At 51.4% G+C, this 25,564-nt stretch carries 26 protein-coding genes, 7 tRNA genes, 1 pseudogene and 1 riboswitch; of the genes and pseudogenes, 1 reads left to right on the top strand and 33 read right to left on the bottom strand.

Annotated elements, in window-relative coordinates; all coding sequences use genetic code 11:
• Nucleotides 1-91 precede the first annotated feature (91 nt).
• The 18 genes and pseudogenes from clpX to MOST_RS02590 all read right to left on the bottom strand — a co-directional run.
• Nucleotides 92-1,351, bottom strand: a complete 1,260-nt coding sequence (clpX, locus tag MOST_RS02675; RefSeq protein WP_054936280.1) for an ATP-dependent Clp protease ATP-binding subunit ClpX — start codon at nucleotides 1,349-1,351, stop codon at nucleotides 92-94.
• 23 nt (nucleotides 1,352-1,374) lie between these two features.
• Nucleotides 1,375-1,974, bottom strand: coding sequence for an ATP-dependent Clp endopeptidase proteolytic subunit ClpP (gene clpP / locus MOST_RS02670; protein ID WP_054936281.1), 600 nt, complete (start codon nucleotides 1,972-1,974; stop codon nucleotides 1,375-1,377).
• 65 nt (nucleotides 1,975-2,039) lie between these two features.
• Nucleotides 2,040-3,392 carry a trigger factor gene (tig, locus tag MOST_RS02665; RefSeq protein WP_054936282.1) on the bottom strand — a complete coding sequence of 451 codons (1,353 nt, stop codon included), beginning with the start codon at nucleotides 3,390-3,392 and terminating at the stop codon, nucleotides 2,040-2,042.
• A gap of 198 nt (nucleotides 3,393-3,590) precedes the next feature.
• Nucleotides 3,591-3,665 (bottom strand) — tRNA-Gly (locus tag MOST_RS02660).
• Nucleotides 3,666-3,770: 105 nt separating this feature from the next.
• On the bottom strand, nucleotides 3,771-3,992 hold the full coding sequence (locus MOST_RS02655; RefSeq protein WP_054936283.1) for a hypothetical protein: 222 nt from the start codon (nucleotides 3,990-3,992) through the stop codon (nucleotides 3,771-3,773).
• A gap of 160 nt (nucleotides 3,993-4,152) precedes the next feature.
• Nucleotides 4,153-4,239: riboswitch (cyclic di-GMP riboswitch) on the bottom strand.
• Nucleotides 4,240-4,451: 212 nt separating this feature from the next.
• A complete protein-coding gene (locus tag MOST_RS02650; protein ID WP_054936285.1) occupies nucleotides 4,452-5,186 on the bottom strand; it encodes a FadR/GntR family transcriptional regulator in 735 nt (244 codons plus the stop codon).
• Nucleotides 5,187-5,344: 158 nt separating this feature from the next.
• Nucleotides 5,345-6,235: a 2-hydroxy-3-oxopropionate reductase gene (gene garR, locus MOST_RS02645; protein WP_054936383.1), complete on the bottom strand. Its 891-nt coding sequence runs from the start codon at nucleotides 6,233-6,235 to the stop codon at nucleotides 5,345-5,347.
• Nucleotides 6,236-6,323: 88 nt separating this feature from the next.
• Entirely contained in the window at nucleotides 6,324-7,112 is a 789-nt protein-coding gene (gene hyi / locus MOST_RS02640) for a hydroxypyruvate isomerase (RefSeq protein WP_054936286.1), read from the bottom strand.
• Between the two features lie 15 nt (nucleotides 7,113-7,127).
• The gene (locus MOST_RS02635; RefSeq protein ID WP_054936287.1) at nucleotides 7,128-8,216 is read right to left on the bottom strand and encodes a uroporphyrinogen decarboxylase/cobalamine-independent methonine synthase family protein; all 1,089 of its coding nucleotides are present in this window, start codon (nucleotides 8,214-8,216) and stop codon (nucleotides 7,128-7,130) included.
• 19 nt (nucleotides 8,217-8,235) lie between these two features.
• Nucleotides 8,236-9,246, bottom strand: a complete 1,011-nt coding sequence (locus MOST_RS02630) for a uroporphyrinogen decarboxylase family protein (protein WP_054936288.1) — start codon at nucleotides 9,244-9,246, stop codon at nucleotides 8,236-8,238.
• Nucleotides 9,247-9,304: 58 nt separating this feature from the next.
• The gene (locus tag MOST_RS02625) at nucleotides 9,305-10,354 is read right to left on the bottom strand and encodes a tripartite tricarboxylate transporter substrate binding protein (RefSeq protein WP_083476541.1); all 1,050 of its coding nucleotides are present in this window, start codon (nucleotides 10,352-10,354) and stop codon (nucleotides 9,305-9,307) included.
• Between the two features lie 61 nt (nucleotides 10,355-10,415).
• On the bottom strand, nucleotides 10,416-11,939 hold the full coding sequence (locus tag MOST_RS02620; protein ID WP_054936290.1) for a tripartite tricarboxylate transporter permease: 1,524 nt from the start codon (nucleotides 11,937-11,939) through the stop codon (nucleotides 10,416-10,418).
• 11 nt (nucleotides 11,940-11,950) lie between these two features.
• Complete coding sequence (locus MOST_RS02615) at nucleotides 11,951-12,403, bottom strand: tripartite tricarboxylate transporter TctB family protein (protein WP_054936291.1); 453 nt, start codon at nucleotides 12,401-12,403, stop codon at nucleotides 11,951-11,953.
• A 24-nt stretch (nucleotides 12,404-12,427) separates the two neighbouring features.
• The gene (locus MOST_RS02610; RefSeq protein ID WP_054936292.1) at nucleotides 12,428-13,714 is read right to left on the bottom strand and encodes a nickel-dependent lactate racemase family protein; all 1,287 of its coding nucleotides are present in this window, start codon (nucleotides 13,712-13,714) and stop codon (nucleotides 12,428-12,430) included.
• 95 nt (nucleotides 13,715-13,809) lie between these two features.
• Nucleotides 13,810-14,775: a hydroxyacid dehydrogenase gene (locus MOST_RS02605; RefSeq protein ID WP_054936293.1), complete on the bottom strand. Its 966-nt coding sequence runs from the start codon at nucleotides 14,773-14,775 to the stop codon at nucleotides 13,810-13,812.
• Between the two features lie 18 nt (nucleotides 14,776-14,793).
• Nucleotides 14,794-15,693, bottom strand: a complete 900-nt coding sequence (gene dapA / locus MOST_RS02600) for a 4-hydroxy-tetrahydrodipicolinate synthase (protein ID WP_208974826.1) — start codon at nucleotides 15,691-15,693, stop codon at nucleotides 14,794-14,796.
• A gap of 27 nt (nucleotides 15,694-15,720) precedes the next feature.
• Nucleotides 15,721-16,506 (bottom strand): HpcH/HpaI aldolase family protein, encoded by a 786-nt coding sequence (locus MOST_RS02595; RefSeq protein WP_054936295.1) that lies wholly within the window; start codon nucleotides 16,504-16,506, stop codon nucleotides 15,721-15,723.
• Nucleotides 16,507-16,935: 429 nt separating this feature from the next.
• Nucleotides 16,936-17,283, bottom strand: a pseudogene (locus MOST_RS02590) (NAD(P)-dependent oxidoreductase); the annotation flags it as partial.
• A gap of 76 nt (nucleotides 17,284-17,359) precedes the next feature.
• On the opposite strand from MOST_RS02590, the gene MOST_RS18405 reads away from it, so the two are divergent.
• The gene (locus tag MOST_RS18405; protein ID WP_083476543.1) at nucleotides 17,360-17,821 is read left to right on the top strand and encodes a transposase; all 462 of its coding nucleotides are present in this window, start codon (nucleotides 17,360-17,362) and stop codon (nucleotides 17,819-17,821) included.
• A 169-nt stretch (nucleotides 17,822-17,990) separates the two neighbouring features.
• On the opposite strand, the gene MOST_RS02580 is transcribed toward MOST_RS18405, so the two are convergent.
• The 15 genes from MOST_RS02580 to MOST_RS02505 form a co-directional block, all read right to left on the bottom strand.
• Entirely contained in the window at nucleotides 17,991-18,584 is a 594-nt protein-coding gene (locus MOST_RS02580; RefSeq protein ID WP_054936298.1) for a helical membrane plugin domain-containing protein, read from the bottom strand.
• A 14-nt stretch (nucleotides 18,585-18,598) separates the two neighbouring features.
• Nucleotides 18,599-19,738, bottom strand: coding sequence for an NAD(P)/FAD-dependent oxidoreductase (locus MOST_RS02575; protein WP_054936384.1), 1,140 nt, complete (start codon nucleotides 19,736-19,738; stop codon nucleotides 18,599-18,601).
• A 125-nt stretch (nucleotides 19,739-19,863) separates the two neighbouring features.
• Nucleotides 19,864-20,103 carry a sulfurtransferase TusA family protein gene (locus tag MOST_RS02570; RefSeq protein ID WP_054936299.1) on the bottom strand — a complete coding sequence of 80 codons (240 nt, stop codon included), beginning with the start codon at nucleotides 20,101-20,103 and terminating at the stop codon, nucleotides 19,864-19,866.
• A 22-nt stretch (nucleotides 20,104-20,125) separates the two neighbouring features.
• The gene (locus MOST_RS02565; protein WP_054936300.1) at nucleotides 20,126-20,524 is read right to left on the bottom strand and encodes a DsrE/DsrF/DrsH-like family protein; all 399 of its coding nucleotides are present in this window, start codon (nucleotides 20,522-20,524) and stop codon (nucleotides 20,126-20,128) included.
• 212 nt (nucleotides 20,525-20,736) lie between these two features.
• Nucleotides 20,737-21,495 (bottom strand): helix-turn-helix domain-containing protein, encoded by a 759-nt coding sequence (locus MOST_RS02560; protein ID WP_054936301.1) that lies wholly within the window; start codon nucleotides 21,493-21,495, stop codon nucleotides 20,737-20,739.
• 420 nt (nucleotides 21,496-21,915) lie between these two features.
• A tRNA-Leu gene (locus MOST_RS02550) sits at nucleotides 21,916-22,001 on the bottom strand.
• Nucleotides 22,002-22,007: 6 nt separating this feature from the next.
• Nucleotides 22,008-22,083 (bottom strand) — tRNA-Lys (locus MOST_RS02545).
• An 8-nt stretch (nucleotides 22,084-22,091) separates the two neighbouring features.
• A tRNA-Gln gene (locus MOST_RS02540) sits at nucleotides 22,092-22,167 on the bottom strand.
• A gap of 16 nt (nucleotides 22,168-22,183) precedes the next feature.
• A tRNA-His gene (locus MOST_RS02535) sits at nucleotides 22,184-22,260 on the bottom strand.
• A 19-nt stretch (nucleotides 22,261-22,279) separates the two neighbouring features.
• Nucleotides 22,280-22,356 (bottom strand) — tRNA-Arg (locus MOST_RS02530).
• Between the two features lie 8 nt (nucleotides 22,357-22,364).
• A tRNA-Gly gene (locus tag MOST_RS02525) sits at nucleotides 22,365-22,438 on the bottom strand.
• A gap of 246 nt (nucleotides 22,439-22,684) precedes the next feature.
• On the bottom strand, nucleotides 22,685-23,299 hold the full coding sequence (locus MOST_RS02520) for an XTP/dITP diphosphatase (protein WP_054936303.1): 615 nt from the start codon (nucleotides 23,297-23,299) through the stop codon (nucleotides 22,685-22,687).
• Entirely contained in the window at nucleotides 23,292-24,041 is a 750-nt protein-coding gene (rph, locus tag MOST_RS02515; protein WP_054936385.1) for a ribonuclease PH, read from the bottom strand. The genes MOST_RS02520 and rph overlap by 8 nt, the downstream gene beginning before the upstream one ends.
• Before the next feature lie 18 nt (nucleotides 24,042-24,059).
• Nucleotides 24,060-24,866 carry a glutamate racemase gene (murI, locus tag MOST_RS02510; protein ID WP_054936304.1) on the bottom strand — a complete coding sequence of 269 codons (807 nt, stop codon included), beginning with the start codon at nucleotides 24,864-24,866 and terminating at the stop codon, nucleotides 24,060-24,062.
• Between the two features lie 84 nt (nucleotides 24,867-24,950).
• Complete coding sequence (locus MOST_RS02505; protein ID WP_083476544.1) at nucleotides 24,951-25,478, bottom strand: DUF2179 domain-containing protein; 528 nt, start codon at nucleotides 25,476-25,478, stop codon at nucleotides 24,951-24,953.
• Nucleotides 25,479-25,564 lie beyond the last annotated feature (86 nt).

Below are 25,564 nucleotides of genomic sequence, written 5' to 3'. Positions count from 1 at the left end.
CTCCTTTCCGGATATCTCTATCACCTAAAGTTTATCCGGAAAGGAAGATTTTATCCAAAAAGGCGGTGGCTTGCCCGCCACCGCCTTGCCATCAGGCAGTTTCTTCTTTTTTCTTCTTCCTTTCTACCGTCAACAGCAGGGGTTCTTCCTTACGCAGGACTACATCTTTAGTGACGATACACTTGCTGATGTTGCTCCGGGAAGGTATTTCATACATTACGTCCAGCATTATCTCTTCCAGGATCGCCCTTAAGCCCCGGGCACCGGTTTCCCGTTTCAGGGCCTCTTTAGCAATGGTCCGCAGGGCGTCTTCTTTGAATTCCAGGGTGACCCCGTCAATTTCAAACAACTTCTGGTACTGCTTCACCAGGGCGTTGCGTGGTTCTGTCAGCACCCGGACCAGGGCATCTTCGTCCAGGGCATCCAGGGTGACGATAACCGGCAGGCGGCCGACAAACTCGGGGATTAACCCGTACTTCAACAGATCGACCGGCTGGACCTGCTTTAAGATATCGCCCACCTGGATATCCTTTTTGCCGCGGATTTCCGCACCAAAGCCCATGGTCTTCTGGGAGATGCGGTTTTTGATAATTTTATCCAGGCCGTCGAAGGCACCGCCGCAAATGAAGAGGATATTGGTGGTATCCAGCTGGATGAACTCCTGGTGGGGGTGCTTGCGTCCCCCCTGGGGAGGTACACTGGCAATGGTCCCTTCCAGGATCTTGAGAAGGGCCTGCTGGACACCTTCGCCCGACACGTCCCGGGTAATGGACGGGTTTTCCGACTTGCGGGCGATTTTATCTATTTCATCGATATAGACGATACCCTTTTCCGCCTTCTCCACATCGTAGTCAGCCGCCTGGATGAGCTTTAACAGGATGTTCTCCACATCCTCGCCCACATAGCCGGCTTCCGTGAGGGAAGTGGCGTCGGCAATAGCAAAGGGTACATTCAGGATCCTGGCCAGGGTCTGGGCCAGGAGTGTTTTACCACTACCGGTGGGCCCGAGCATGATGATGTTGCTCTTCTGGAGTTCGACGTCATCCATCTTCATGCCCAGGTTGATGCGCTTGTAGTGGTTATAAACGGCTACGGACAGGGCCTTTTTTGCCTTATCCTGGCCGATGACGTACTGATCGAGGATTTCCCGGATCTCTTTGGGTTTGGGCAACTCGCCCATTTCCAGGTTCAGGTCCTCGCTCAACTCTTCCTCGATTATCTCATTGCATAGCTCAATGCACTCGTCGCAAATATAGACACCAGGGCCGGCGACCAGCTTTTTGACCTGGTCCTGAAGTTTACCACAGAAGGAGCACTTCAGCTGACCCTTATCGTCGGTGTATTTATACATGATGTTAGTTCACCTCGCTGTCCCTATTTACCGGGCAACTCGCGCTTGGTGATCACCTCATCGATTAAACCGTACTCTTTCGCTTCCTGGGCGGTCATGAAATGATCGCGGTCGGTGTCCTTAGCAATCTGTTCCACCGATTTACCGGTAATATCGCTTAAAATACGGTTTAATGTATCCCGGATGGCCAGGATACGCCTAGCATGGATCTCGATATCCACGGCCTGCCCCTGGGTACCACCCATGGGCTGGTGAATCATGATTTCACTGTGGGGCAGGGCAAAGCGCTTGCCTTTAGCGCCGGCAGCCAGGAGAAAAGCGCCCATGCTGGCTGCCAGGCCGACGCAAATGGTGGAAACATCGGGCCGGATATACTGCATGGTATCAAAGATAGCCATCCCGGCCGGGATGGAACCACCCGGGCTGTTGATATACAGGTGGATATCTTTATCGGGATCTTCTGCCTCCAGGAATAGCATCTGGGCAATCACCAGATTGGCTACATGATCGTCGATGGCGCTTCCCAGGAAGATAATCCGGTCTTTCAACAAGCGGGAATAAATGTCGTAGGCCCGCTCGCCCCTGTTGGTCTGCTCAACTACTACTGGTACCAGGATTGACACTCCTTACCCACCTCCGTGGTAAAAAATTCCTTCCACAACCTCTTCACCTTAATAGTCTACTTCCCCTAGCCTTCAGTTGCAGCAGTTTCTCCTGTCTCCCTGCTTTCTCCTGTCTCCCCGTCCCCGCCTTCCCGGGGTGGTACTGCCACACTCTGCTCTACTAGAAAATCAATGGTCTTTTTAATCATTATATCGTATTTCAAGAAAGACAGGTAGTCAAGATTCTGTCGCAATTCAGCTGGATCCTGGCGGGTAATCCTGGCCATCTTTTCAATTTCATCCCGGAGTTCTTCTTCGGTAGCCTCGATATTTTCCGCCCTGGCGATAGCTTCCAGCACCAGCTCGGTCTTAACGTCCTTTTCCGCCTCCGGCCGGAAATCCTGCTCCAGCTCATCTATATTCTTTCCCGTAGCATTCAAGAATTCTTCCAGGGTTATCTTCCTTAGTTGCAGGTTGCGTTCCAGTTCCCTGATGCGGGTTTCGATCCGCCGTTTAACCATGACTTCCGGTAAATCCACCGTGGCTGCCGCCACGGCCTTTTCCACTACGGCCCGCCTTACGGCAGCATCAATCTCCTGCCGCCGCCTCTCTTCCAGCCGGCGGCGGATATCCTGGCGCAGTTCGGCCAGGGTCTCGCACTCGCTGACATCTTTAGCGAATTCATCATCCAGGGGGGCCAGCTCTTTCCGTTTAATGCCCCGGATGGTAACCTGGAAGATGGCTTCCTTGCCTGCCAGGTCTTTTTGATGGTAGTCGGCAGGGAAGGTAACGGTAACGGTACGTTCCTCGTTTACCCGGGCACCCACCAGCTGTTCTTCAAAGCCGGGGACAAAGGTACCCGCGCCCAATTCCAGGGGGTAATTATTGCCTTCTAAACCTGGATAAGGCTCTCCATCTACCGTTCCCTTAAAATCAATGCTGACAATATCCCCCGCTACTGTCGGTTCATCTTCGATGATCTTGAGGGTTGCATTGCGTTCCTGCAAGTTTTTCAGGTAGGCGTCGATATCTTCTTCGGTAACTCTTACTTCCGGCCGTTCCACTTCGAGGCCCTTGTAGGTGCCCAGGTGGACTTCCGGCTTGACTTCTACCCTGGCCTTGAAGATTAAAGGCTCGCCTTCCTCCACCTTGACTATTTCCACTTCCGGGCGATCGATGGGTTCCAGCTTGTGTTCGGCCACTGCTTCTTCATAGGCCGGTGGAATAACGATTTCCGCTGCCTCATTATAGATAGGCTCTTTGCCGATATACCGTTCCAGGATAAAACGTGGAGCCTTACCTTTCCTGAACCCCGGGATGTTTACCTGCTTTACCAGGCGGCGGTAAGCTTGATCCAGGGCTTTCTGCACCCTGGGGGCTTCCACTTCAATTTCCAGAAGTACCTGGTGCTTATCTAACTTCTCGACGGTAGCCTTCATTACTTACTTGCTCCTCCCTGCTCCCGACTACTGGACGCCATTCATTATGACCATCCATTTAGCTTAAAATACTATCAGGCTTTTATTTCGCCGCTTTGCCTGCCTTTTCCTGCCACCCTTATCAAAAAATAAATAAGCCAGTAGAATAACACCTCGGACAGGTAAATACCCGATCCGAGGTTGCCCAGGCCAAAAATATGGAGCGGAAGACGGGATTTGAACCCGCGACCCTCGCCTTGGCAAGGCGATGCTCTACCGCTGAGCTACTTCCGCCCGTTATTCAGGCACTACCGCGCTTTCCGTAGCGATATATTAGCAGATAGCCACGGTTCTGTCAAGTTTTCTGTTTTCTGCCCGCCGGGGCTGTGACAATTTAACTCACCGGTCAGGTTGAATAATCTCCCCATCAGCCACGGTAATCAGGCCTCTACGCTCGTCTTCAATCTCTTGTAAAAGATTGTGAACCAGGATGTTAACCTGACCTTCGATTAACCTCAAGAGATAGTTTTTATAGGTTGCTGGCAAATTCTTGCGGCGCAGGTAATCGTCCAGGAGGGCTTCCAGTACTTCCTGGTTAACAAGTTTATCCCGGCAGGTCATCAGACAATAAACCTATGGTTTTATTCATTAAACCTATACCCCTTCCTGGCATTCATGTACGCGTAGCGCCTTCATGGAAAACTACCAAAAAAATAAAGGACAGCCTTTAACGCCAAAGGCCGCCCCCGTCTTGACGCTGGAACATATGGCAGCAAAAAATACCGGCAGCCTGGCGATCTTAGCTCTTCCAGCCTTAGACCCATGGCTTTGCGCCCCCCCCTTTCGGTGGGGTTTGCCTTTAGCGGTAACATTTTACGCTATTCTACATTTATATCTTTTTTCCTGCAAAATATACCAATTTTTTGTGGCTAAAAAAATAACCCGGTAAAATCCGGGTGTGGTAAGGTATATATTTAATAAGGAGGTCAGAGGGCTTTGCTCGCCTTTATAATAGCACCCCGCCGTTATAATTATATTAAGCCCTCTTTAAAAATGAATTAAATTTAAACTAAGGCGGGATTAAGTGCCGGAGTTTTCACCCCTGGCCAGGCTTTCCAGCAGTTTTACCCGGCCGGAGACGTTGTTGAGGTGCTCCAGCATGGCATTGCGCGCTTCCCGCGGCCGTCTCTTGCGGATGTTCTCCAATATTTTCCGGTGTTCAGTCACCACCAGTTCCCGGTGCCAGGGAAAGGTCCTGCCGTAGCGTAAACTCAATTGAAAATACTGCCGTATGATATGCTCGATAGTGGTAGCAGTCTGGATAAAAATAGGATTCTTGGTAGCTAATGCTATGCTGTTATGAAACTGGTAATCAGGTTCGATGGTAATTTCTCCCCTGGTTATCTCTTCTTCCAACCTTTTTTCTGCCGCTTCCATGGCCTCAAGGTCCGCCTCGTCGCTCCTTTCGGCGGCCAAGGCAGCAGCCTCGGCTTCCAGCGCCCGGCGAAACTCCACCCAGGAGAGGAGCTGCTCGTATTCCACCTCGTTTAATTGCGCCATCAGGTCCTCCGGTTCCAGGGGGAAGCGCTTGACAAAAATACCGTTACCGTGTCTTATCTCCAGGATGCCGCTGGAGGCCAGGACAGAGAGGCCTTCCCGTAAAGTAGGGGTACCCACCCCGAACATTTCGCTCAATTCTTGAACGGGTGGCAGCCGGTCCCCTACTTTGTACTCCCCGGTTTTGATCAACCGGGTAATGCGCTCTACCACTTCTTCATACATTTTCTTCTTACGGATGACAAGTCTGCCTTCCATGGTTATTCACGCACCCATATTTATAATGTTCTCATTAAGACCTCGCTGTCCTATTACCCATCGAGTTAGCCGCTCGCGGTGTCATGGGAGTTTAAACCTTTGAACCAAGGTCCAGGCGGCTTACAGTCGGCCTGGACCTCCTAAATAATATACTACTTCTAATGCTTCCTTGCCTCGACCTGCGCCAGTTTCTCATAGAAGCGAATAATAGCCCCATGGTCGGCGTCACCCAGGCCGTCAACCTTTAAGGCCTGGAGAATTTCCATGGCCACAGAAGTCATGGGCAGAGGCACTCCTACCTCATGCCCGGCAGCCAAGGCATTGGCCAGGTCTTTGATATGCAAATTGATCCGGAAACCGGGCTTGAATTGCCCGGCCAGCACCAAGGGCGCCTTGGCGTCCAGGACCGTACTCCCGGCCAGGCCGCCGCGGATGGCCTGGTAGACCAGTTCCGGGTCGACGCCAGCTTTGGTGGCCAGGACCAGGGCCTCGGACATGGCGGCAATGTTCAGGGCTACAATGATCTGGTTGGCCAGCTTGGTCACATTGCCGGCGCCAATGTCACCGACGCGGACCACGGAAGATCCCATGGCCTTTAATATATTATAACATTCATCAAAGTCTTCTTGCTTACCTCCGACCATTATCGACAGGGTACCGTCGATGGCCTTGGGTTCACCACCGCTCACCGGCGCGTCTAACATACGCACGCCCTTTTCAGCCAGCTTCCCGGCTATTTCCCTGCTGACCATAGGGTCAATGGAGCTCATATCGATAAGGATTGAACCGGGCCGGGCACCCTCAATTACCCCCTTTTGCCCCAGGACAGCCTCCCTCACGTGGGGGGAATTGGGCAGCATGGTAATAAATTTATCGCAGCGTTCGGCCACCTCCCGGCAAGAGACGGCCGGTTCCGCACCGGCGGCAACCACTTCTTCTACCGCTGCCTTATTGATATCATAGACCACCAGCTCATAGCCAGCCTTTAACAGGTTTTTGCTCATGGGTTTGCCCATGATGCCCAGTCCGATGAAGCCAATTTTACTCATCTTTTTTACCCCTTTCACTAGAATTTTTGCCTGCTCTTAATACCGCCCAGGCGGCACCCTCCTTATGGGGGCTAACACATTCCTCAAATTAACCCAGGCTGTGCCCGTACTCCGCCACCCAGTCTAAAGACTTGCGCGTGTCCGGCACTGGAATATATTCCAGGGACACATAACCATTATAACCCAGGTTGTCCAGCTCCCGCAGCAAAAAAGGATAATTGATCTCGCCCGTGCCCGGCTGGTGCCGGCCGGGGTTGTCGGCGATCTGGATGTGCCCGATCTTCGGCAACTGATCGCGCAGGATAACAGTTAGATTTCCTTCTTCTTTTTGGGCATGATAAATGTCGTATTGTAAATAGACATTGGGCATGTCAACCTCAGCGAGCAATTTCAAGACCTGCCCGGTAGTGTTGAGCAAGAAACCCGGTACGTCGTAATGGTTTAATGGTTCCACCATTAGATTTAAACCATATTCTCCCATAACTCCAGCCGCATAGCGGACGTTGTCCACCAGCGTCTGCCACTGCTCGTCAAAAGTAGAGGAAGCAAGCCTTTTGCCTGCCAGGCAGTTCAATCGCGGCACACCCAGGGCGCGGGCCCAGGTCACGGCCTGCTTTACTCCTTCCCGGAACTCTTCCTTACGCTGCGGGTCAGCGGCAATGCCCCGCTCACCGGCGGACCAGTCGCCGGCGGGCAGGTTGAAGAGCACCACCTGGAGATTGTTTTCTTCCACCGCACCCTTTATCACGTCTATGCTGTATTCATACGGGAAAAGAAACTCCACTGCTTTAAAGCCTGCTTCCCTGGCGGCCTTAAAGCGCTCCAGGAAAGGCGCCTCGGTAAACAGCATGGTTAGATTGGCGGCGAATTTAGGCATATGTAATACCCCCCCTTAAGTATTTATTTCGTCTATTTGATAAAGCTCATTAATAAATTTATTTAATTCCTCCCCTCGATGGAGGTCCGGGACCACTATATGCAAGAATAATCCCCGGCAGGGAAGTTCTTTTTTAATTACTTCTAAATCCGTCTCCTTAAGTATTCCCCGTAAAATGAGGCATTTTTTCTCTAAAATGCGTAACAGCAAGGGTATTATCTCTTTAATAGGAGGCCCGCCCAGATCATAGTTTATCTCAATTACCTTCAAATCCTTAATTGCAATAAGATCCTCAACTATAAAGAACGAATTTGGATGAACATGTATCGTAGTAAAGGTGTATGCTTTGGAAATCATTCTATCACATTCGTAGAAGAATTGCCTATAAATCGCGGGGGAGCCCAGGGCCATAAGATCCTCCTGGAAAATTAAACATTTATCCGGTGCCCATAAAGGGTACCAACCAAAACTGTAGCCATCGTAAAATGGAGGTATCCTTTCCCTTATTAGCTTCACTACCTCTATAAACACTCTGGTTGCGTCCTGAGCCAACCTTTTTACGGTCTCAGGATGATCGTAAAAAGCATAAACCATTTTTTCCTGGCCCAGCAGTGCCCCGAGTAAATCCGCAGGACCCCTCAAAATAGGTTGCCCTACAGGGAAGCGGTGCTGAGAAAACTCAACCAGCTTCTCAGTGAACTCTAATAATTTTTCCAACCAGGGATTCCGCTGATCTAGGTAGAGCTCAATTTGGTTAATGTCATCATAGCAGGGTTTAGCCCAAAAGCTGCCATCCGTACTATAAATCGGACAACCCAGTATAGCCTCTATCCATGGTATTCCCGGGAAGGGTACAGCAGCCCAGAATGCCTCTTGCTCGATTTTCAAGCTATCTTCATACATGCGCTGGTAGTCGTCATAATACTCCTCCACCACAATCATTTCCGGGGTAACTTGCTGTGGGGACTCCAACAATTTCCTTGCCGGGATAAAGTTTTCGCTGATTAACTGGCTACCAACTTGATAGCCGATAAGCGGACGAGGTAGCTCTTGCTTATTCCAATAAGCATGATGGAGTTCTAATTTTTGTTCGGCCGTTAACACAAACTATCACCTTTTTAATTTAATAATAAACACCGTACCGCAGTATTGCTCCATTTAAGGCTAATATATTTTCCGCCTTGCAGTATTCCGTCAAGCCATTAGAACTGGAAATAATATAGCCTCCTCCCTTGCCCACCTTCTCGAGCTTCTCTTTGGCCTCTAATACCGTTTCTTCGGGAGTACCCATTGTTAAGGTATAATGCAGGTCCATGTTGCCGATCAGGCAGATTTTATCTCCCCATTCTTCCTTCACCTGGAAAATATCAACGGCACCATGCTCCAGATTGGCAATGGCGCAGATGTTTAGCTCTTCCACCAGATCGTTAAGCATGGGCAGGGGATTGCCATCAGTATGGTATATCCTGGGAATAGCTATGTGATCAACTACCTTTTTCATATGGGGCAGCATATATTTCCGGAAGTGTTCCGGAGAAAACATCGGTCCCCATTTAAAAGCTATGTCCTCGGAAATATAGGCTGCATCGAAACCTAAATCATTTACCCGCTCAATAACCTTAATGCACCACTCGCCGATCAATTCCATACTTTCTTCAATAAAACCGGGGTCGTCATAAAGGGCGTAGGAGAAGTTTTCATACCCCATGCTGTTGTACGTGTTGCTCAATCCCACCCTGATACCGGCAATGGCCGCCAGGCCGTTTTGCCGGCCAAAGGATAAAAGTTCTTCGGCGCCCCTGTAAAAATCCGGATTCTCGGGATCGGGTAGAAACTCCTTTAAAGCCTTTAAGTCGTCCCTGGTCTTGAGCAGGCCTTCCTTCAATTGTTCTACGTCGCCGTTCTTCTCCATGATGGCATAAAAGGGGGGCCTGAAGTTATACGTTATGGTATCAAGGCAGAGAATTTTATATAAGTCCGGTGGGGTACGCCAGCCCGGCGGCAAATCGGTCTTGCGCCCGACAATCCTGTCGGCGAGACCTCGGTGGACGTAACTCTCAAACCACGGCACCCGGTCGGGCTGCTGTTTTTTCAATGCAGTAAGGAATCTTTCTCGGGAGGACATGGGCTTCATGGAAATATCTCCTTTCAAAAAATAAAGCTATCTACGGGAAGGGAAGGGTTACAACCTTTTATTGTAATGTTATATTCAGATCTTTAATCAGCTTGCCGAAATAGTCATAGGCCTCTTTGAAGAATTTCTGAAATTCTTCGGGACCCATATAAAGGATGGGCTGATGGAGATTCTTCATTGACTCTTTAAACTCGGGATCTTCGCTTACCTTTTTCAGTACGTCGGCTAGATAATCAACCACTTCTTTAGGAGTTCCGGCCGGAGCGGCAATGCCTTTAACCGATCCCCAGCTGTAGAAATTAATGCCTTGCTCTTTTAAAGTCGGTACATCCGGGAAGGCGGGATCGCGCTCCGGTAGATCTACAGCCAGAGGACGCAGCCTGCCAGCCTGAATATGGGGCGCCACTTCGTTGCCGGAACCGCCGCCCACGATGGCATGCCCGCCGATCAGGTCGGTAATGGCCTGGGCGCCACCCTGATGGGGTATGGGAACGATGTTAATGCCAGTAACTTTGCCGATCCCGCGCATGGTGATATTGACGTTGCCCGTAGCCGTCGATACGCTGGCGGTGACGGGCTGATTACTAGTTTTAGCCCAATCAATAAGCTCCTTCATTGATTTAAACTGGGAGTTGCCAGGGACACAAATAATGGTTGAGTGGATCGACATCCTTGCAATAGGCGTGAAATCCTTCAGAGGATCGTAGGGTACTTTTTGCAACTGGGGACCGATTAAGTCTTCCCCTGAACCGTAGCCTATCATTAAGGTGTAACCGTCGGGCTTGGAAGTTTTGACAAATTCCCGACCTACAACAGCGCCAGCGCCCGGTTTGTTAACAATCATGACGGGCTGCGGGCAGTATTTGGTCCAAACCTTTTCAATGGCCCTGGCCAGGGCATCGGTAGAACCGCCTGCCGCATAAGGAACGATAATGGTGATGGGTTTTTCTGGATATTTACTGCTTGTTGCCGCAGCCCCTTCGTTCTTCTCTTGAGAAGGGGTATTGTTCTGAGTAGCAGATTTACCGCCGCAGCCGCTGGCAATAAGGAGCACCAGCAGGGCGACCATCAACAGACCCAATATTCTCCAGGCTTTCTTACGATACATCTTAATTCTCTACCCCTTTCCATTAAGTTTATTTCCCGTAGATAGCTTTACGAAGGCTGTATTAAACTTCGCCGGTGCTCATTTCCGGCGAAACCTTCGACCTTTTTCGCTGACGTAACGATTGCAGACCTTGTGCAATCACCAGAGCTATAAAGATAGCGAACAAAGTCGCCGCTATTGGCCGGGTAAAAAAGATGGCCATACTGCCGCCCGACATCAAAAGAGACTGCCTTAAAGAATTCTCAATTATGGGGGCAAGTACAAAGGCTAAAGGTAACGGACCCGGCTCAAAATCGAGTTTGCGCATAAAATAGCCCAGGAGGCCGAAGAACAGTAAGGTATATATATTGAAGGTGTCGTTGGCAATGCTGTAGACGCCTACACAGGTGAACAATACCACCGCCGGTGCCAGAATCCCAAAAGGAACCTTCAAAAGTTGAACCCAGAGACCCACAAGGGGTAGATTGAGGGCCAACAACATCAGATTGCCTATATACATCGAAGCGATAACTCCCCAAAAGACATCGGCGTGCTCTTTTACAAGGAAAGGTCCGGGTGTTACCCCCTGGATCATCAGCGCTGCAAAAATCATGGCGATAGAGGCATTACCGGGGATACCCAACGTAAGGAGAGGTATAAAAGAGGCACTGGAGGCGGCATTGTTCGCCGATTCCGGGCCAGCAACGCCGCATATGGCCCCATGTCCGAATTCTTCCGGTTTCTTGGAGCACCTCTTTTCCACGGCGTAGGACGCCAAGGAAGCAATTACGGCCCCGCCGCCGGGAAGGATGCCAACGAAAAAGCCGATTAACGAACCGCGAATAATCGCCCATTTCACTTCTATGAAATCTTTTATGGTAGGAAAAACTTTGCCGATTTTTGTAGTTACAATCTCACCTTTAATGTTTTGTTCCAGGCTATATAAAATCTCGCCGATGCCGAATACCCCCATGGCAAGAGTTACAAAATCAAAACCGCCTTGAAGGCCTATAATTCCACCGGCAAAACGGACCTTACCGGTAATGGGATCAAGACCGACGCTCGCCAGCAAAAGGCCGATGAGTAAGGCAATAAGCCCCTTTACTATGGACGATCCCGAAAGAAATACCGCCAGCAAGAGCCCCACAAGGGTGAGGGCAAAGTACTCCGGGGGCCCAAAGCGCAGGGCAAATTCGGCCAGGGGAGGGGCGACTATGCTCAAACCAATCACCCCGATAGTGCCGGCGATAAAAGAGCCAATGGCGGCAATTCCCAACGCCGCTCCTGCCCGACCTTTCAAAGCCATTTTATAGCCATCTATCGCGGTAACTACCGATGCCGCCTCACCCGGCAAGTTAAGGAGAATCGAAGTCGTCGACCCGCCGTACATCGAACCGTAATAAATTCCGGCTAAAAAAATTATTGATGTCGCCGGTGAACTCATTTTATAAACTACCGGTAAGAGTAGTGATATTGTAGCCGCCGGGCCGAGGCCGGGAAGGACGCCGATGGCCGTGCCGAGCAAGCAGCCTAAAAAGGCAAATAAAAGGTTGTAGCCCTGCATGGCAATGGAAAATCCGTTAAAAAGACCTTCAAAAATGCCCATTACTTGCCCCCCTATAGAGCGAAAATGCCTGCCGGAAGCGGGACTCCCAGCATATGCTCAAAAATTAAATATAATGAAATGGTCCCGAAGACGGAAATAACCAATGTTTTCAACCATTTTTCATGCTCCAAAAGCTTTTCCCATACCAGAAGAAATATAAAAGTAGCAAGTAAATATCCTAATTTTTCCATAATAAAGCCGTATAACCCTATAATTATGACAGCTATTAAGGGATTTACCCATTGCAGGGGTTCCCAAAAAGGTTGCGGCCGGTCATCAGCACCCAAATTACTGATAACCAGCACCAGGCTGAATATTACCATCAGTAAACTGTACCAAAAGGGCAAAAAGCCAGAATCCGGATTATGATAATTTCCAAGTTTAAGCACCATAACAGAGTCGACCATTATAGCCACGCCAACGATGATTAAAAAGACGCCCGTCGTCCTTATATGTTTCTTCACCGCCACCACCCCCGGCTGGATAAATTATAAGTGTTGCTGTTTTCGCAAAATGGGCAAAGTAAGAAGGGCATCCGGGATTATAATTACCCTCACACCGGTTCTACCCGCAATTTCCCTGTTCACTGCCTCCTGCAAAGTAGGCATGGCTTCTAAATATACCTTTTTTAATTCTCCTGCAGGAATTTCACAATCGGTCACAACCACCCGCGCCTGTTTTAGAATCCAAGCCAAAATTAGTGCTTTTTGATCCCCGGGGGCAAAACCCTCCTTCGCGGCATGTTCAATAATGTCGTCGAGCCTACCGGACGCGGCCATCCAGTCCACGTAGCCGGGGTGACCGAAGCCATCTTCGCAGCTGGCCGGGATAATGATTACCCCCCCTTTTTTCACCACCGGCCGGGGGCCGAAGACAGACGTGTTGGCCGCCCTGGTGGCCTGGTAGAGGTCGCGGTTTTTGGGGTAACCTACGCCGGCAATGACAATATCCGCCTGGTGATCAATCTCCACCTCATACATGGCCCGCGCCGTCTTGACGCCTTCCAGGAAGGCGGCCACCGGGTGCCCAGCCACCACCCGGACCAATTCTTTATTGCCGGTCTGGACTACGTTGACGATAAAGTCCAGGCCTATAGCCATAGCGGCCTCGGTCAAGAAATCCCGGAAGGTGTTACCCTCAATCACCCCCAGCCGTGTTTCTGCCATCACCTGGTAATTGTGGGTCGCTGCTATAGTCTCCGCCCCCGCTACCCCGACGGCCACGCTTTTCACGCCGCCGCTGTACCCGGCCAGGAGGTGAGTCTCGATAACCCCCGTGGAGATTTTAAAATCTGCTGCGGCCACATATTTATTGACTACCAGCGGTATGCCCCTTTTGGATTTTCCGAGGTGCACCAGCCCCCCTTTATCCCAGGCGTTATGGTTGACGAAGCGCAGGCGGGTGACGTTTTCCTCGCCAAACATGTCAACAAGCTCTTCGCGGGTATTGGGCCTGTGGGTCCCGGTAGCCACCACTACGGTGATATCATCAAGGCGGATACCGCCAGCCAGCAATTCTTCTATTAAAACAGACAGGATAATATCCTCCGGTAGTTTCCGGGTAATATCGGTAACGATTATAGCCACCTTCTGCCCCGGTCGCACCATTGCCTGCAGGCGCCGGCAGCCAATGGGGTTGGCGATAGCCTCCCTGATCGCCCGTTCCGTGTCGGGAAGGATCGGCAGCTTCCGGGCCTCAACTACGGTCACATCAACTCCATCTGGTATCTCAAATTCAACCATTTTTTTACCATTGGGGACGGAATACCTGGCCACTAATAAATTCCCCCTTGAAGTCGACCCGCCACGTCCTATTTTGTCCTGCAAGCAACCCCCTTAAGGCCCTTTGCTTAGCAGGTAAATTTTTACTGCTATTGCTTTAAAACTTCCGTGTTAACCACAAATTGTGGTTCTCGGCCAGTAAGTACCTCAACTACCCCCCGGGCCGCACCGGTGGCCATCCTGACTACGCATTCCTGAGTCAGGGCCGCGCTATGGGGAGAAAGCAGCACATTATCGAGCTCAAATAAGGGATGATTTCGTGAGGGAGGTTCTTCCTCAAAGACATCCAGGGCGGCACCGGCTATGGCTCCCCTCTTTAAAGCTTGATACAGGGCCTCCTCATCCACTACCCCACCACGGGAAAAGTTCACCAGGAAGGCCGAAGGCTTCATCATGGCCAGCCTGGCGCCATTTACCAGGCCCCTGGTCTCAGCCGTGAGGGGAGTGTGAATGGATATAACATCGGCTTCCCGGAAGATGCGGTCCAAATCTTCATATAATATGACACCATTTTTCGCCGCCACTTCGGGCCGCACATAAGGGTCATAGGCGATTACCTGCATGTTAAAGGCGGCGGCAGCCTTCCTGGCCACCAGAGTCCCAATCCTGCCGATACCTATCAGGCCCAGCACCTTGCCGTCCAGGTCCACGGCTTTATATTCATTCCTCACTTCCCAGTCGCCCCGGCGGGTGGCCCGATCCATAGGGAGCACCCTCTTGGCCAGGGCACCTATGGCGGTAAGGGTATGCTCCGCAACGGAAACGGCATTGGCATCCGGCGTATTGAGTACCAGGATACCCCTTTCCGTAGCCGCCCGAAGATCAATGTTATCCACGCCCACCCCGTGGCGGGCAATGACTTTCAGGCTGTCGGCAGCCGCAATTATTTCCCTGGTGAAAGGCGCCGTGCGCACCACAACGCCTTCCACACCCTTTATCTCGCGTTTAACTGTTTCTACCGACGGGTCGGGAGCGACCCGCACCTCGAACCGGTCGTCAAACACCTTCAGGCCGCTTTCGTGGATCGGTTGGACGATCAAAACTTTCTTTTTCATTTGACCTTTCGCACCACCCTATGCTTTTACTACGCCCATATCCTGCAGCACCCGGCGCAGGCGAGCCCGGTTTTCTTCCGTCAGGGGACCAACGGGCCGGATGGCTTTACCCGCGTCGATGCCGATCATGTTTAAGGCTTCCTTGATCACCACGGGAAAGGTGCCCAGTTCAAAGGCCAGGCGCAGCGGTGCCAGGCGGTACTGGGCCTCCAGGGCGCGCCGGTGATCGCCGGCCATAAAGGCTTCATAAATTTCTACCACCAGGCGGGGTTCCACGTTGGCCGTGGCCGTAATGGATCCTGTACCGCCGTAGCAGAGGGTGGCATAGATCAGGGTGTCCCGGCCGGCCAGGACAGAAAAGTCCATATCCCGCGTGACCCTGATGTATTCGGCCGTGAGGGTCATGTCGCCGCTGGAGTCCTTGATGCCGACGATGTTGTCTACTCCGGCCAGCTCTTTGACGGTTTCTACCGCAATAGGCACCTTGGTCCTGGCCGGATTGGAGTAGAGCAGTACCGGCAGGTCTGGGACGGCCCGGGCTATGTCCAGGTAAAACCCGATAACCTCCTTCTGGCTCAGGTTGGTGAAAAAGGGCGTCAGGATGGATACGGCGTCAACTCCCAGGTCGCGGGCCATTTTAGTGGTTTCTATGGCTTCCTTCGTTGTCAGGGCCGCCGTACCTGCGTAAACAGGAACGCGGCCGCGGGTTTCGTCGATGACTATCTCAATTACCTTTTTCTTTTGCTCAAATGTCAGGGCGAAAAACTCGCCCTGGCTGCCTACCGGGAAAAGGCCGTGTACCCCGCCGTCAATTAAATGATTGACCAGCTTGCGCAGCGCGCCTTCGTTGATGTTTCCCCACTCGTCCGTGGGCGTGGCCATAGCCGGGATAATGCCCCTGGGTACAAATTTTGCCATTGCTTTTACCCCCATGATTTATCGTATCTAGCGCCGCGAGGCGACGTAGTCTTTTAACTCGGCAGTATACCTGCTGCCCGTGTCAACGATCATGCTGATATCGTTGGAGTAGGCTATCAGCCTCATACCCGCGTCGATCCACCTTTTGGCACTTTCCATGTCATAGACGTGGATACCCGGCGCCACGCCGTGATCATTGCAAACCCGGATAAAACGGTCGAGGGCCGTGGTAATCCGCGGGTCATTGGTCTGGCCAGGTATGCCGTAGGACTGGGTAAGGTCGGCAGGCCCGATAAAGGCCGCATCCACTCCTTGTACACTTACGAGCTTTTCCAGGTCGCGGATGGCCGTTTCGCTTTCAATCTGGATGACTATTAAAGTTTGTTCATTGGCCAGCTTAATATAGTCGGCTGTTTTTACCGTGGCAAAGTTGGAATGGGCACGCCGCAGGGCCATGCCGCGCTCGCCCAGGGGGTAATACTTAGTGTACTCAACAATCTTCTTTACTTCTTCTTCGCTCTCTACCTGGGGGATTAAGAGCCCCTCCGCCCCGGCATCGAGGGGCCGGGATAGGGCCAAGCGCGACAGGCCCGGTGTCCTGATAATTGTCACAATGTCAGAGGCTTTGGAGACAGCTATCATGTCGGCCACAGTTTCAATGCTGTATGAAGAATGCTCCATGTCAATATAGACGAAATCATAACCGGCTGTGGCCAGCATGGTGATAATACCCGGTCCCCGGACTTCGGAGATCATGGTGCCAATAACTACTTCGCCATTGGCCAGGGCTTTTTTTACTTTGTTCTCCCGCACAAAGGTCAGCTCCTTACTATGAGATCACTTTATTATTTTGTGATTTGATGTGTCTGTCAATTATAGCTATTCGACGTTGATGTAAAAATTCCTTCTTGCCAAGAAATAATTTTTCCATCTGCCCCCTACTGCCTGAACCTCATCCTGGTAGAAGCTCCAGCTCGTTGACTTCGAGGAGCACCCAGATAAGGTTAATGAAGAGAAGGTAACATCCCGTTCAGCGATATAAATAGGTTAAAAATAGGGTAACGATATGGAAAGTGGCCGTCACCATTACTTGTACGGCCACAGCACTATATAAGTTGGTTTTCCATTTGTCCATTGGTAGAGTCACCCTTTAACCCAGCAACACCGGCTGTGTTCTCGGGGCCCGGCTTTGCCCGCCTCTTGCCCCACCACTGCCGGTGCTGCCTGGGCGGGATGCTGGTATTACTCCTGGTAGATTTCCGGGTTACCTATATGTTCCGGCCGCTGCCCCTGCAGGACGGCGATGACACCCCGGGCCGCAGCGGTGGCCATGCGCATCATGGCGTCTTCGCTCACCGCTCCCATATGGGGGCTTACTACAATGTTATCTAGCTCCAGTAAAGGCTCACCGGCCGGCGGCGGTTCCACCGGGAAGACATCCAGGCCGGCACCGGCGATAACCACCTCTTTTAAGGCCCGGTAGAGGGCAGGCCCGTCAATAACCGGCCCCCGGGCCGTATTGACCAGGATGGCGGTCTTTTTCATCCGACGCAACCGCTCGCTATTAATCAGGCCCCGGGTTTCCGGCGTTAAAGGACAGGTCCTCCTGTGCTAATTTTTGGCTGCTAAAATAGGCACCAGCCGGTGAGAGTTTTTAATTACCAAAATGCTGGGGCAACTTCAAAATTTAGTTTGCGGCAAGCATATCCTACCAAACCAAACACTTCTAAGACCATCAAATTTAAGCAATAAAATAAATACCAGCATACTACCCGTAACTGAAAATCACCGCATGCAAATAGTCAATCAGGCCTTTGATGAAGTACGACGCCAGGAGAGGCGGGAGACAGACCTTTTAAAGAAGACCTGTTATCAATGGCTTAAGAACCCTGCCAACCTGACCAGCAAACAAAAAACAAGCCTCGAGGACCTTAGCCGGTGCCACTTAAAAACCGGGAGAGCCTATCGCATTAAGCTGGCCTTTAAGGATCTTTTTACCAAGCCTGATCGGGAGAGTGGCGAAGCCCAGACGGCAGCCTACTTACTCCCTCCTAAAAAGTCATCTTTTTGCATCACTAGGAAATTCAAGAACAGGTCTTGCATCAATTTGGCCATGTTTTTTAGTTAAATTATACTTAACTCATAGGGCACCGCTATTCCTCCCTTTTTCCTTCGCTTTTACTCCGCTTTTGTGCCTATTTTCACAATTAAGTATAATTTAACCCCCTTCTCTTGACCAGCTAATTACCTGTAGAAAATAAAAAAGCTGCCCCGGCCGGCAGCTTGGTTAACGAGAGCTAATTGGTAAAACCCAATTGCGCCGGTAGTTTTTGCAAGAAAGAAGCAAAGATACCCAGGCCTTTCCTGGCCTCCGGATTGTTCAATTGCCGCAGCAAGCTCAATACTCCTTGCGGGGATTTATCCTTATTTTCTCGTACAGCCTCTTGCATAGCTGCGATCATACCCGTCACGAGCCTGTCTCCCTGCAGCGTTTGCATCTGGTCCAACATGGACACAGCGTTAACAGCCTGCTGTAAAATCCCCGTGACCACGCCGGCTGTTAATGAATCTTTTATAGCCTGGATCATTCTCCCAAACTCCAGCAAAGCAGTCATTGTCCCCGTCTCTTGCAGCTCTCTTAATTCTGCTATTAAGCTGCGGAGATTACTGCTGGTCTGAGCTACTTCCCGGAAAAGATCTAACATTTCCGGGCGGTTGAATTCATCGACCACTTCACCAAGCCGGACTAAATTAGCAACCATATTCTGAATGACTGAAGGCTCCAGGGAGTCAATACCAGCACTGATAAGGCCTAAAATTTCCCGGGAGCGTTCAGATAGTTCCGGCTCCATACTGGTAGACCCCACGATTTTTCTGGCAGGTTGGGCCATCCTTCCTTACCCCCTTATAAGATCCCACGGGCAGATAACCAGTACATTTCATTATAAGAGAGCTTAAACCAGTGCAGCATCTCTGAAGGTGGCACCGGCTGCGGCGGTTGCTTATAATTAAAGGTGATATATGTCGCCTCGTTTAACCCGGTCTCAATGAAGCAAAACGCCTTACCGTTATAACGATGGGTGGCCGGCAGCCCCTTTAATTCACTGATTAAATTTTTAACAACTACGTCAGCTTCATAATGGGCAGTTGAGCCTGCTTTGCTAACAGGCAGATCGGTGGCATCGCCGATCACATAGACACAATCCTGCCCTTCCATCTTTAAACTGTAACGATCGGTGGGGATAAACCCGTCTTCATCTCCCAGACCAGACTCTTGAATGACTCTGGCCCCACGGTGGGCCGGTATAGAAATTAGCAAATCATACGGGTGCTCAGAACCATCCATGTTGTAAGCAATCTTCTTTTCTGGATCAACCTTTTCCAGGTTAAAAAAGATTTCATATTCAATACCGCGCTTTTCGAATTCTTTCACGGCCCATTTAGCAACGGGCTCCAGGGAATGAACGCGGCCGATAGGGTAAGTGTACTTTAGCTGCACTTTGTTGCGGATACCGGCTTCCCGGTAATAATCATCAGCCATAAAAATGAACTCCAGGGGTGCCACCGGGCACTTATGGGGTACATCGATGGTTACCAGCAAAGTACCGCCCTGGAAATTCAGTATTTCATGACGTAATTTCTCCGCACCTTCCGGTGTATAGAAAGTGTGGGCGCCTGCCGCCAGGCCGGGTACTGAATCCATAGCGGGGTATGACCCCGTGGCTATAACCAGGAAGTCGTAGTCAAAGGATTGCTTGCCGGTAATAACCCTTTTCCTGTCAACGTCAATATGGCGCGCTGCGTCGATAACGAAATTTACTTTTGGATGCAGCAGGTATTCCTCTTCCCTTGCAAACTGCTCCAAGAAGCCTTCATTAAAGGCCATGAACAGAAAACCCGGCTGGTAAATATGCTTGCCGGTATTACCTATCAGTACTACTTCCAGCTCGCCGTTATAAACTTCATTTTCCATAGATTTTGCCAGCCGGTTGGCCACCATGGTACCGGCTACGCCACCGCCAACAATGACAATTCGTCTGGTCACCGTATGACACTCCCTCAAAAGTACAGTAAGCTTTAGTAAAAAACCTGGCAGAGCGGGCGCAGGTTTTTTAAACTTCAGCTGCACCCGCGCCGCCTGCCCCCTGGTCACAACTTACCGGCCAGCAATTATTTTGTTTTTTTGACAGCAATACGCCAGAAATCCCCATCTTCCCGGCAGTATACAAGCTCATGTCCCATTTTGTTAACCCATTCCGGCACATCTTTGGCCGAGCCGTTATCACTGGACAATAATTCATATACGTCCCCTATTTGACCGCGCTTAATCGCTTTTACAAGTTCCATCAACGGTCCAGGACAATAAGAGCCCCGGGCATCAATAGTTTTAGTGATATTCACTTCAGACATGTTATCCCTCCAATAATCTTACTTACATTACAATAACCTGGCTGCCGGCTGCTTTACCCAGGAATGCCGTGACACCGATTACGTCATCAAAAATATCTATGAGATCTTCTTTCTTCCACTCCATTAAATCCATCGCCATCGCGCAGCCGTATAACTTCAGGTTACCCATGTCTTTCGCATTTTCCAGTAGCTGGTAGAACAGGTCGACATTCTTATTGAGCATTTCTTGACCTACTTCACCAGCAGTTTTAAACTCCCTGGCATTGATTACATCTTTACGAAAAGCTTTTAATGCCTCCATAGTCACGAAAACGTTAACTTCCATTCCTGACATAGAAGCAACTGAGCTTACCAGGCACCCTGCTTGTAACTTTTCCAGTTCTCCTGAAAGAAGGATAACGGACAATTTGGGTTGTTCCATGATAATTCTCCTTTCTATATTTGTGTATAACCTCTCACTAAAAACATCCCTGCACCAGTCTTGAACTAGTTGTTATTTTTGCAAACTAACCCTTTACCATCCCATCACAACCACCTCCAGTAAATAATATTCGCCAGGAAAGAATTATTTCCTCCCATGCTTTAAATTTTCTTCGCGAAAAATATTAGTGGCGAAGAGAGGAGCAAAAAAAATTATTCTAATTGGGCCTGCTTAAAGACCTCGATAAACTTTAAGAGAAAGCGCAGCTGTTTTTCATTTAAATAACAGATCTGCCTGAGTACAGCCTGCACGTCCCTGTTCAGCAGCAGTTCCCTTAAATCCGGGCCCATGGAAGCCAGCATTTCTTCCAGCTGGTCCCGGGCTATAAGCAGGTAGCAAGGGGAAATACCCAGGGCTCTGGCTATTTTTTCTATAGTATTAAGGGAGGGTTGCACTTTGCCAGCTTCAATCTGCCCGATCATTGCCGGCGAGAGGCCGGCCTCAGCGGCCAGGGCACTCTGGGTAAGCCCCAGGGATTCCCGGACCTCTTTGAGTTTTTTCCCGATCCAGTTTTCTGTATGGCTTACCAGCAGGGACAAAGGAACTTCTAGAGCTGCAGCTATTTTACTCAAAGTATCGGCGGCGGGGTGCAAGACACCCCTTTCAATTTCGCTTAAATAAGTGAAAGAAATACCTGTTTTCGCGCTCAGGTCCTTGAGGGAAAGACCTTTTTCCTGGCGCACCATCCGGATTTTATCTCCCAGACCAACGCTGTTTTCGGCGGGTATAAGGGTTTCCCGGGGAATATTGAGGGCAGTGCAAATTTTATCCAGGGTTTTAAGGGAGGGGCGCTTATGCCCTCTTTCGATTTCACTTAAATATGAGGGGGAAATCCCAGCCCTGCCCGCCAGGTCGTCCAGGGTATAGCCCCTTTCTTCGCGGAAACGCCTGATGGTAAAACCTATTTCCATGGTAATCAGTCCTCCAAAAAACTCTATCGTAGGCTGGCATTGTCTTGCTCGCACCAAAGCCCTTGTGGAGCGCTCAGCACTCAACTCGTTTGGAACAGGTGATTCTTTGCGACAAAACCTTTGCCGGTTGAGTGCTGGGTCAGCCAGGGCTCGGGCGGAGTTCCCGGCCTATTCGGCGTCCTTGCCTTTAGAATCCGGCCAAAGGCCTCGCTGTCCCCGGCCCCGCCCTCGCTCCTCGGCTTCGCCTGGGCCGCTTCGCCACTCGGTAGAAGCTCGCTCGCTTCCGACAAATGCCAGCCAGGCATTTTCAAGCCTTAGCTGTTGGCGGGCTCTCGCCATGGGAGGCTCCTTGGAAGTATAGCGAACTTAAAGAAAAATCCGGGTTACCTCACCCGGAAAATATGATTGAGCTTAAAGATGTGGTGCGGGCGAGAGGACTTGAACCTCCACGGGTGAACCCCCACCAGATCCTAAGTCTGGCGCGTCTGCCGTTCCGCCACGCCCGCAAAAAATGGTGAGCCATCGGGGAGTCGAACCCCGGACACCCTGATTAAAAGTCAGGTGCTCTACCTGCTGAGCTAATGGCTCATAGATACTGGCTGGGGCGGCTGGATTCGAACCAACGAAATGACGGATCCAAAGTCCGTTGCCTTACCGCTTGGCTACGCCCCAGCAGAGGATAAAAAAATGGGGTGGGAGATGGGACTCGAACCCACGACCCCCAGGGCCACAACCTGGTGCTCTGACCAACTGAGCTACACCCACCATATCTTCCTATCTTTGCTGGCGCGCCTGGCAGGGTTCGAACCTGCGGCCCGCGGCTTAGAAGGCCGCTGCTCTATCCAGCTGAGCTACAGGCGCTTGATTCCTGGAGCGGGTGATGGGAATCGAACCCACGTAACCAGCTTGGAAGGCTGGGGCTCTACCATTGAGCTACACCCGCGCGCAAAGGATATTATACCGCAAAAACTGCTTCAAGTCAAAAACAGTTTTTGCCACTGCCGGGCAAAATCATTAATATTCTCCCCTTTTGGAGCAATATTTATTATAATCGACCCTTATCGCCGTGCAAGGCCCACTTTGGCCAGCTATTCCGGCCGGAACTTTTGTACCGCCTACTTTAACAAGACATACTTGATGCGGCGAGCGGTGACTCATCCAGGAAGCCGTCTATTACATCTAACCGTGGTTAGCAAGAGGCTTTATCGCCCGGCCACAGCCGGCTTAGAACCGGCCAGAGGTTCTGGACGGCCCGGGCCCGGTGGCTGAGATTGTTTTTAATTTCCTCCCCCAGTTCGGCCAGGGTTTTACCGTATTCCGGCAGATAAAACAGGGGGTCATAACCGAATCCGTAGTCACCCCGGGGCTCCAGGGCGATGAAACCTTCCAGGGTACCTTCAGCCAGATAAGTATCTCCTCCGGGAGTTACCAGGGCCAGGGCACAGCGGAAACGGGCCGTACGTTGTTCCCACGGTACACCGGCTAAAAGTTGTAGCAGTTTAGTGTTATTCCGCCGGTCATCGGCTGGTTCGCCGGCAAAGCGGGCGGAATAAACCCCCGGCGCCCCTTTAAGGAAATCCACTTCCAGACCGGAATCATCCCCCAGGGATGGCAGGCCGGTGCCTTCTGCCACCAGCCGCGCCTTCAAAGTGGCATTTTCCGCAAAGGTCTGCCCCGTTTCCTCAGGCATACGCAAATCTGGGAAATCCCTTAAGGTTGCCACAACCACATCCAGTCCCCGCAAAAGCTCCCGGAATTCCCTGGCCTTCCCTTCGTTACGGGTAGCTACGACTATCCTACTCATGGCCTGTCCCCACCTGGTCCGCCAGGGGCCCCAGGACCTGCCGCTGGATGGCAATTAAACTGGCTATCCCTTCCCCGGCCAGGTCGAGCATGGCGGCCATTTCTTCCCGGCTGAAGGGTTGCTTTTCTGCCGTACCCTGGATCTCTACCAGTTGCCCGGAACCAGTCATAACTACATTCATATCAACACTGGCATGGGAATCTTCCTCAAAATCCAGGTCCAGCAGCAGTTCACCGTTGACCAGTCCCACGCTGACAGCCGCCAGGAAATCCTGGAGGGGCAGCCGGGGTATGGTCCCGGCCGCCACCAGCCCGGCCAGGGCGTCGGCCAGGGCTACGAAACTGCCGGTAATGGCTGCCGTCCGGGTACCGCCGTCGGCCTGGAGGACGTCGCAATCAAGCCAGATGGTCCTTTCGCCTAAAATCGCTGTATCGACGACGCTGCGTAACGCCCGGCCGATGAGGCGCTGGATTTCCTGGGTGCGGCCGCTGATGCGGCCCCGGGTCGCTTCCCGGACGGTCCGCTCTTGGGTTGATCGCGGCAGCAGGGCATACTCGGCTGTAATCCAGCCCCTGCCGCTGTTGCGTAAAAAGGGTGGTACTTTTTCTTCGACGGTAGCACTGCATATGACCCGCGTATCGCCCATGCTGATCAATACCGAGCCTTCAGCGTACTTAAGATAATGCCGTTCTATCGTCACCGGGCGCAACTCCCTGGGGTTACGCCCCTTTACCCTGGTCAAGGCCATGGTCGCCACCCCCTATTCCAGTTCCAGCTTCCTGGCGCCTTTGAGTTCCGGCCAGCCGACCAGTTTGAACCCCACCTCACTGAACGTCCGGGCATCCCCGCTGACAAAAAAACTGTGGGCCTGAGAGAAGTGGGCCCCCCTTAAACCACCGCCGGCGGCCAGCACATCCTTTAACTCCCGTACTGTAGCTGCCGCCGGGTCGATTAGAGTTACGCCCGGGCCGGCTACTTCCTGGATAACGGGTGCCAGGAAGGGATAGTGGGTACACCCCAGGATCAGGGTATCAATTCCCGCCTCTACCAGGGGTTCCACGTACTCCGCCACTGCCGCCTCTGCCTGGGGCCCGGAAACCAGTCCGGCCTCTACCAGGGGTACCAGTTTGGGACAGGCCCGGGCAAAAACCTGGACTTCCCCGGAACGGGCGAGGAGGGCTTCTCGGTGGGCATTGCTGGCCACGGTAGCTTCGGTGGCGATGACACCGATGCGGCCATTTTGTGTGGCCCGCAGGGCTTCTATTATTCCGGGTTCAATTACCCCGATAATCGGGACCTGATACTTTTTTTGCAGGTAAGGCAGGGCTACAGCTGAAGTAGTATTGCAGGCATCAACAATAGCCTTGGCTCCTTTTGCAATTAAAAAGCCGACAATGGCATCGGCAAAACCTATCAGCTCCTCTACAGTTCGTGAACCATAAGGTACGTGGGCCGTATCACCAAAGTAAATAATGGTCTCTGCCGGTAGCTGCCGGGCAATTTCCCGGGCTACCGTCAACCCCCCAACTCCGGAATCAAAAACTCCCACTGGCTGGACGGGCTGCACCGCCCTCAACTCCTTATCGAGGTCCTTATCTTAATATAAAGACCAGTACCTCATATTATATGCTTGCAGCTTAACCGTTAATGTCTATTTTCCTTTGCTCCGGTAACGGCAAAAACCACCATGAGTGGTTCTTGCTTCATGGACAACCACAAAGGCCTCCGGATCCCAATTGTTTACCATTTGCTGGATGGTATTCAACTGCCTGCGGGGAAAACTAAGGTTTAAAATGGGATGGCTACCATCCCGGCCCTGGCCCTCGGTTATAGTAACTCCGAAGCCGGCTGCCCGCAAAGTTTCAGCCAGTTCAAGGGGATTATGGAGGGTAATTACCTGGACCGTCACCTGCCCCAGGGCCACCTTTTCTTCAATCAGGCTACCGACTATATTGCCTGTGGCAAAGCCCATGGCGTAAAAAACAAGGCTCGCCGGATCGTTTAAGCGGTCAACTACATATTTCAAGGCAACCACATAGATGGTAACTTCAAAAATACCAATTCCGGCCGCATAAAAGCGTTTACCCCTCACTAAAAGGAGCATTCTTAAAGTAGCCAGGCTAACATCGGTAACCCGGGCCAAAAAAATTAAAAAGTATCCCCCCATCAGGGCCAGCACCGGTATCCCCTCCCACCAGGTTGCCGCTCCCCCATTGTAACAAAGAAGCAGGGAGCCTGCAAGTCACTGCAGACTCCCTCACGGGG

The organism is Neomoorella stamsii, from assembly GCF_002995805.1.
In the GTDB taxonomy this organism is placed as follows: Bacteria; Bacillota; DSM-521; order Neomoorellales; family Neomoorellaceae; genus Neomoorella; species Neomoorella stamsii.
This window is presented reverse-complemented; position numbering and strand designations above follow the sequence as displayed.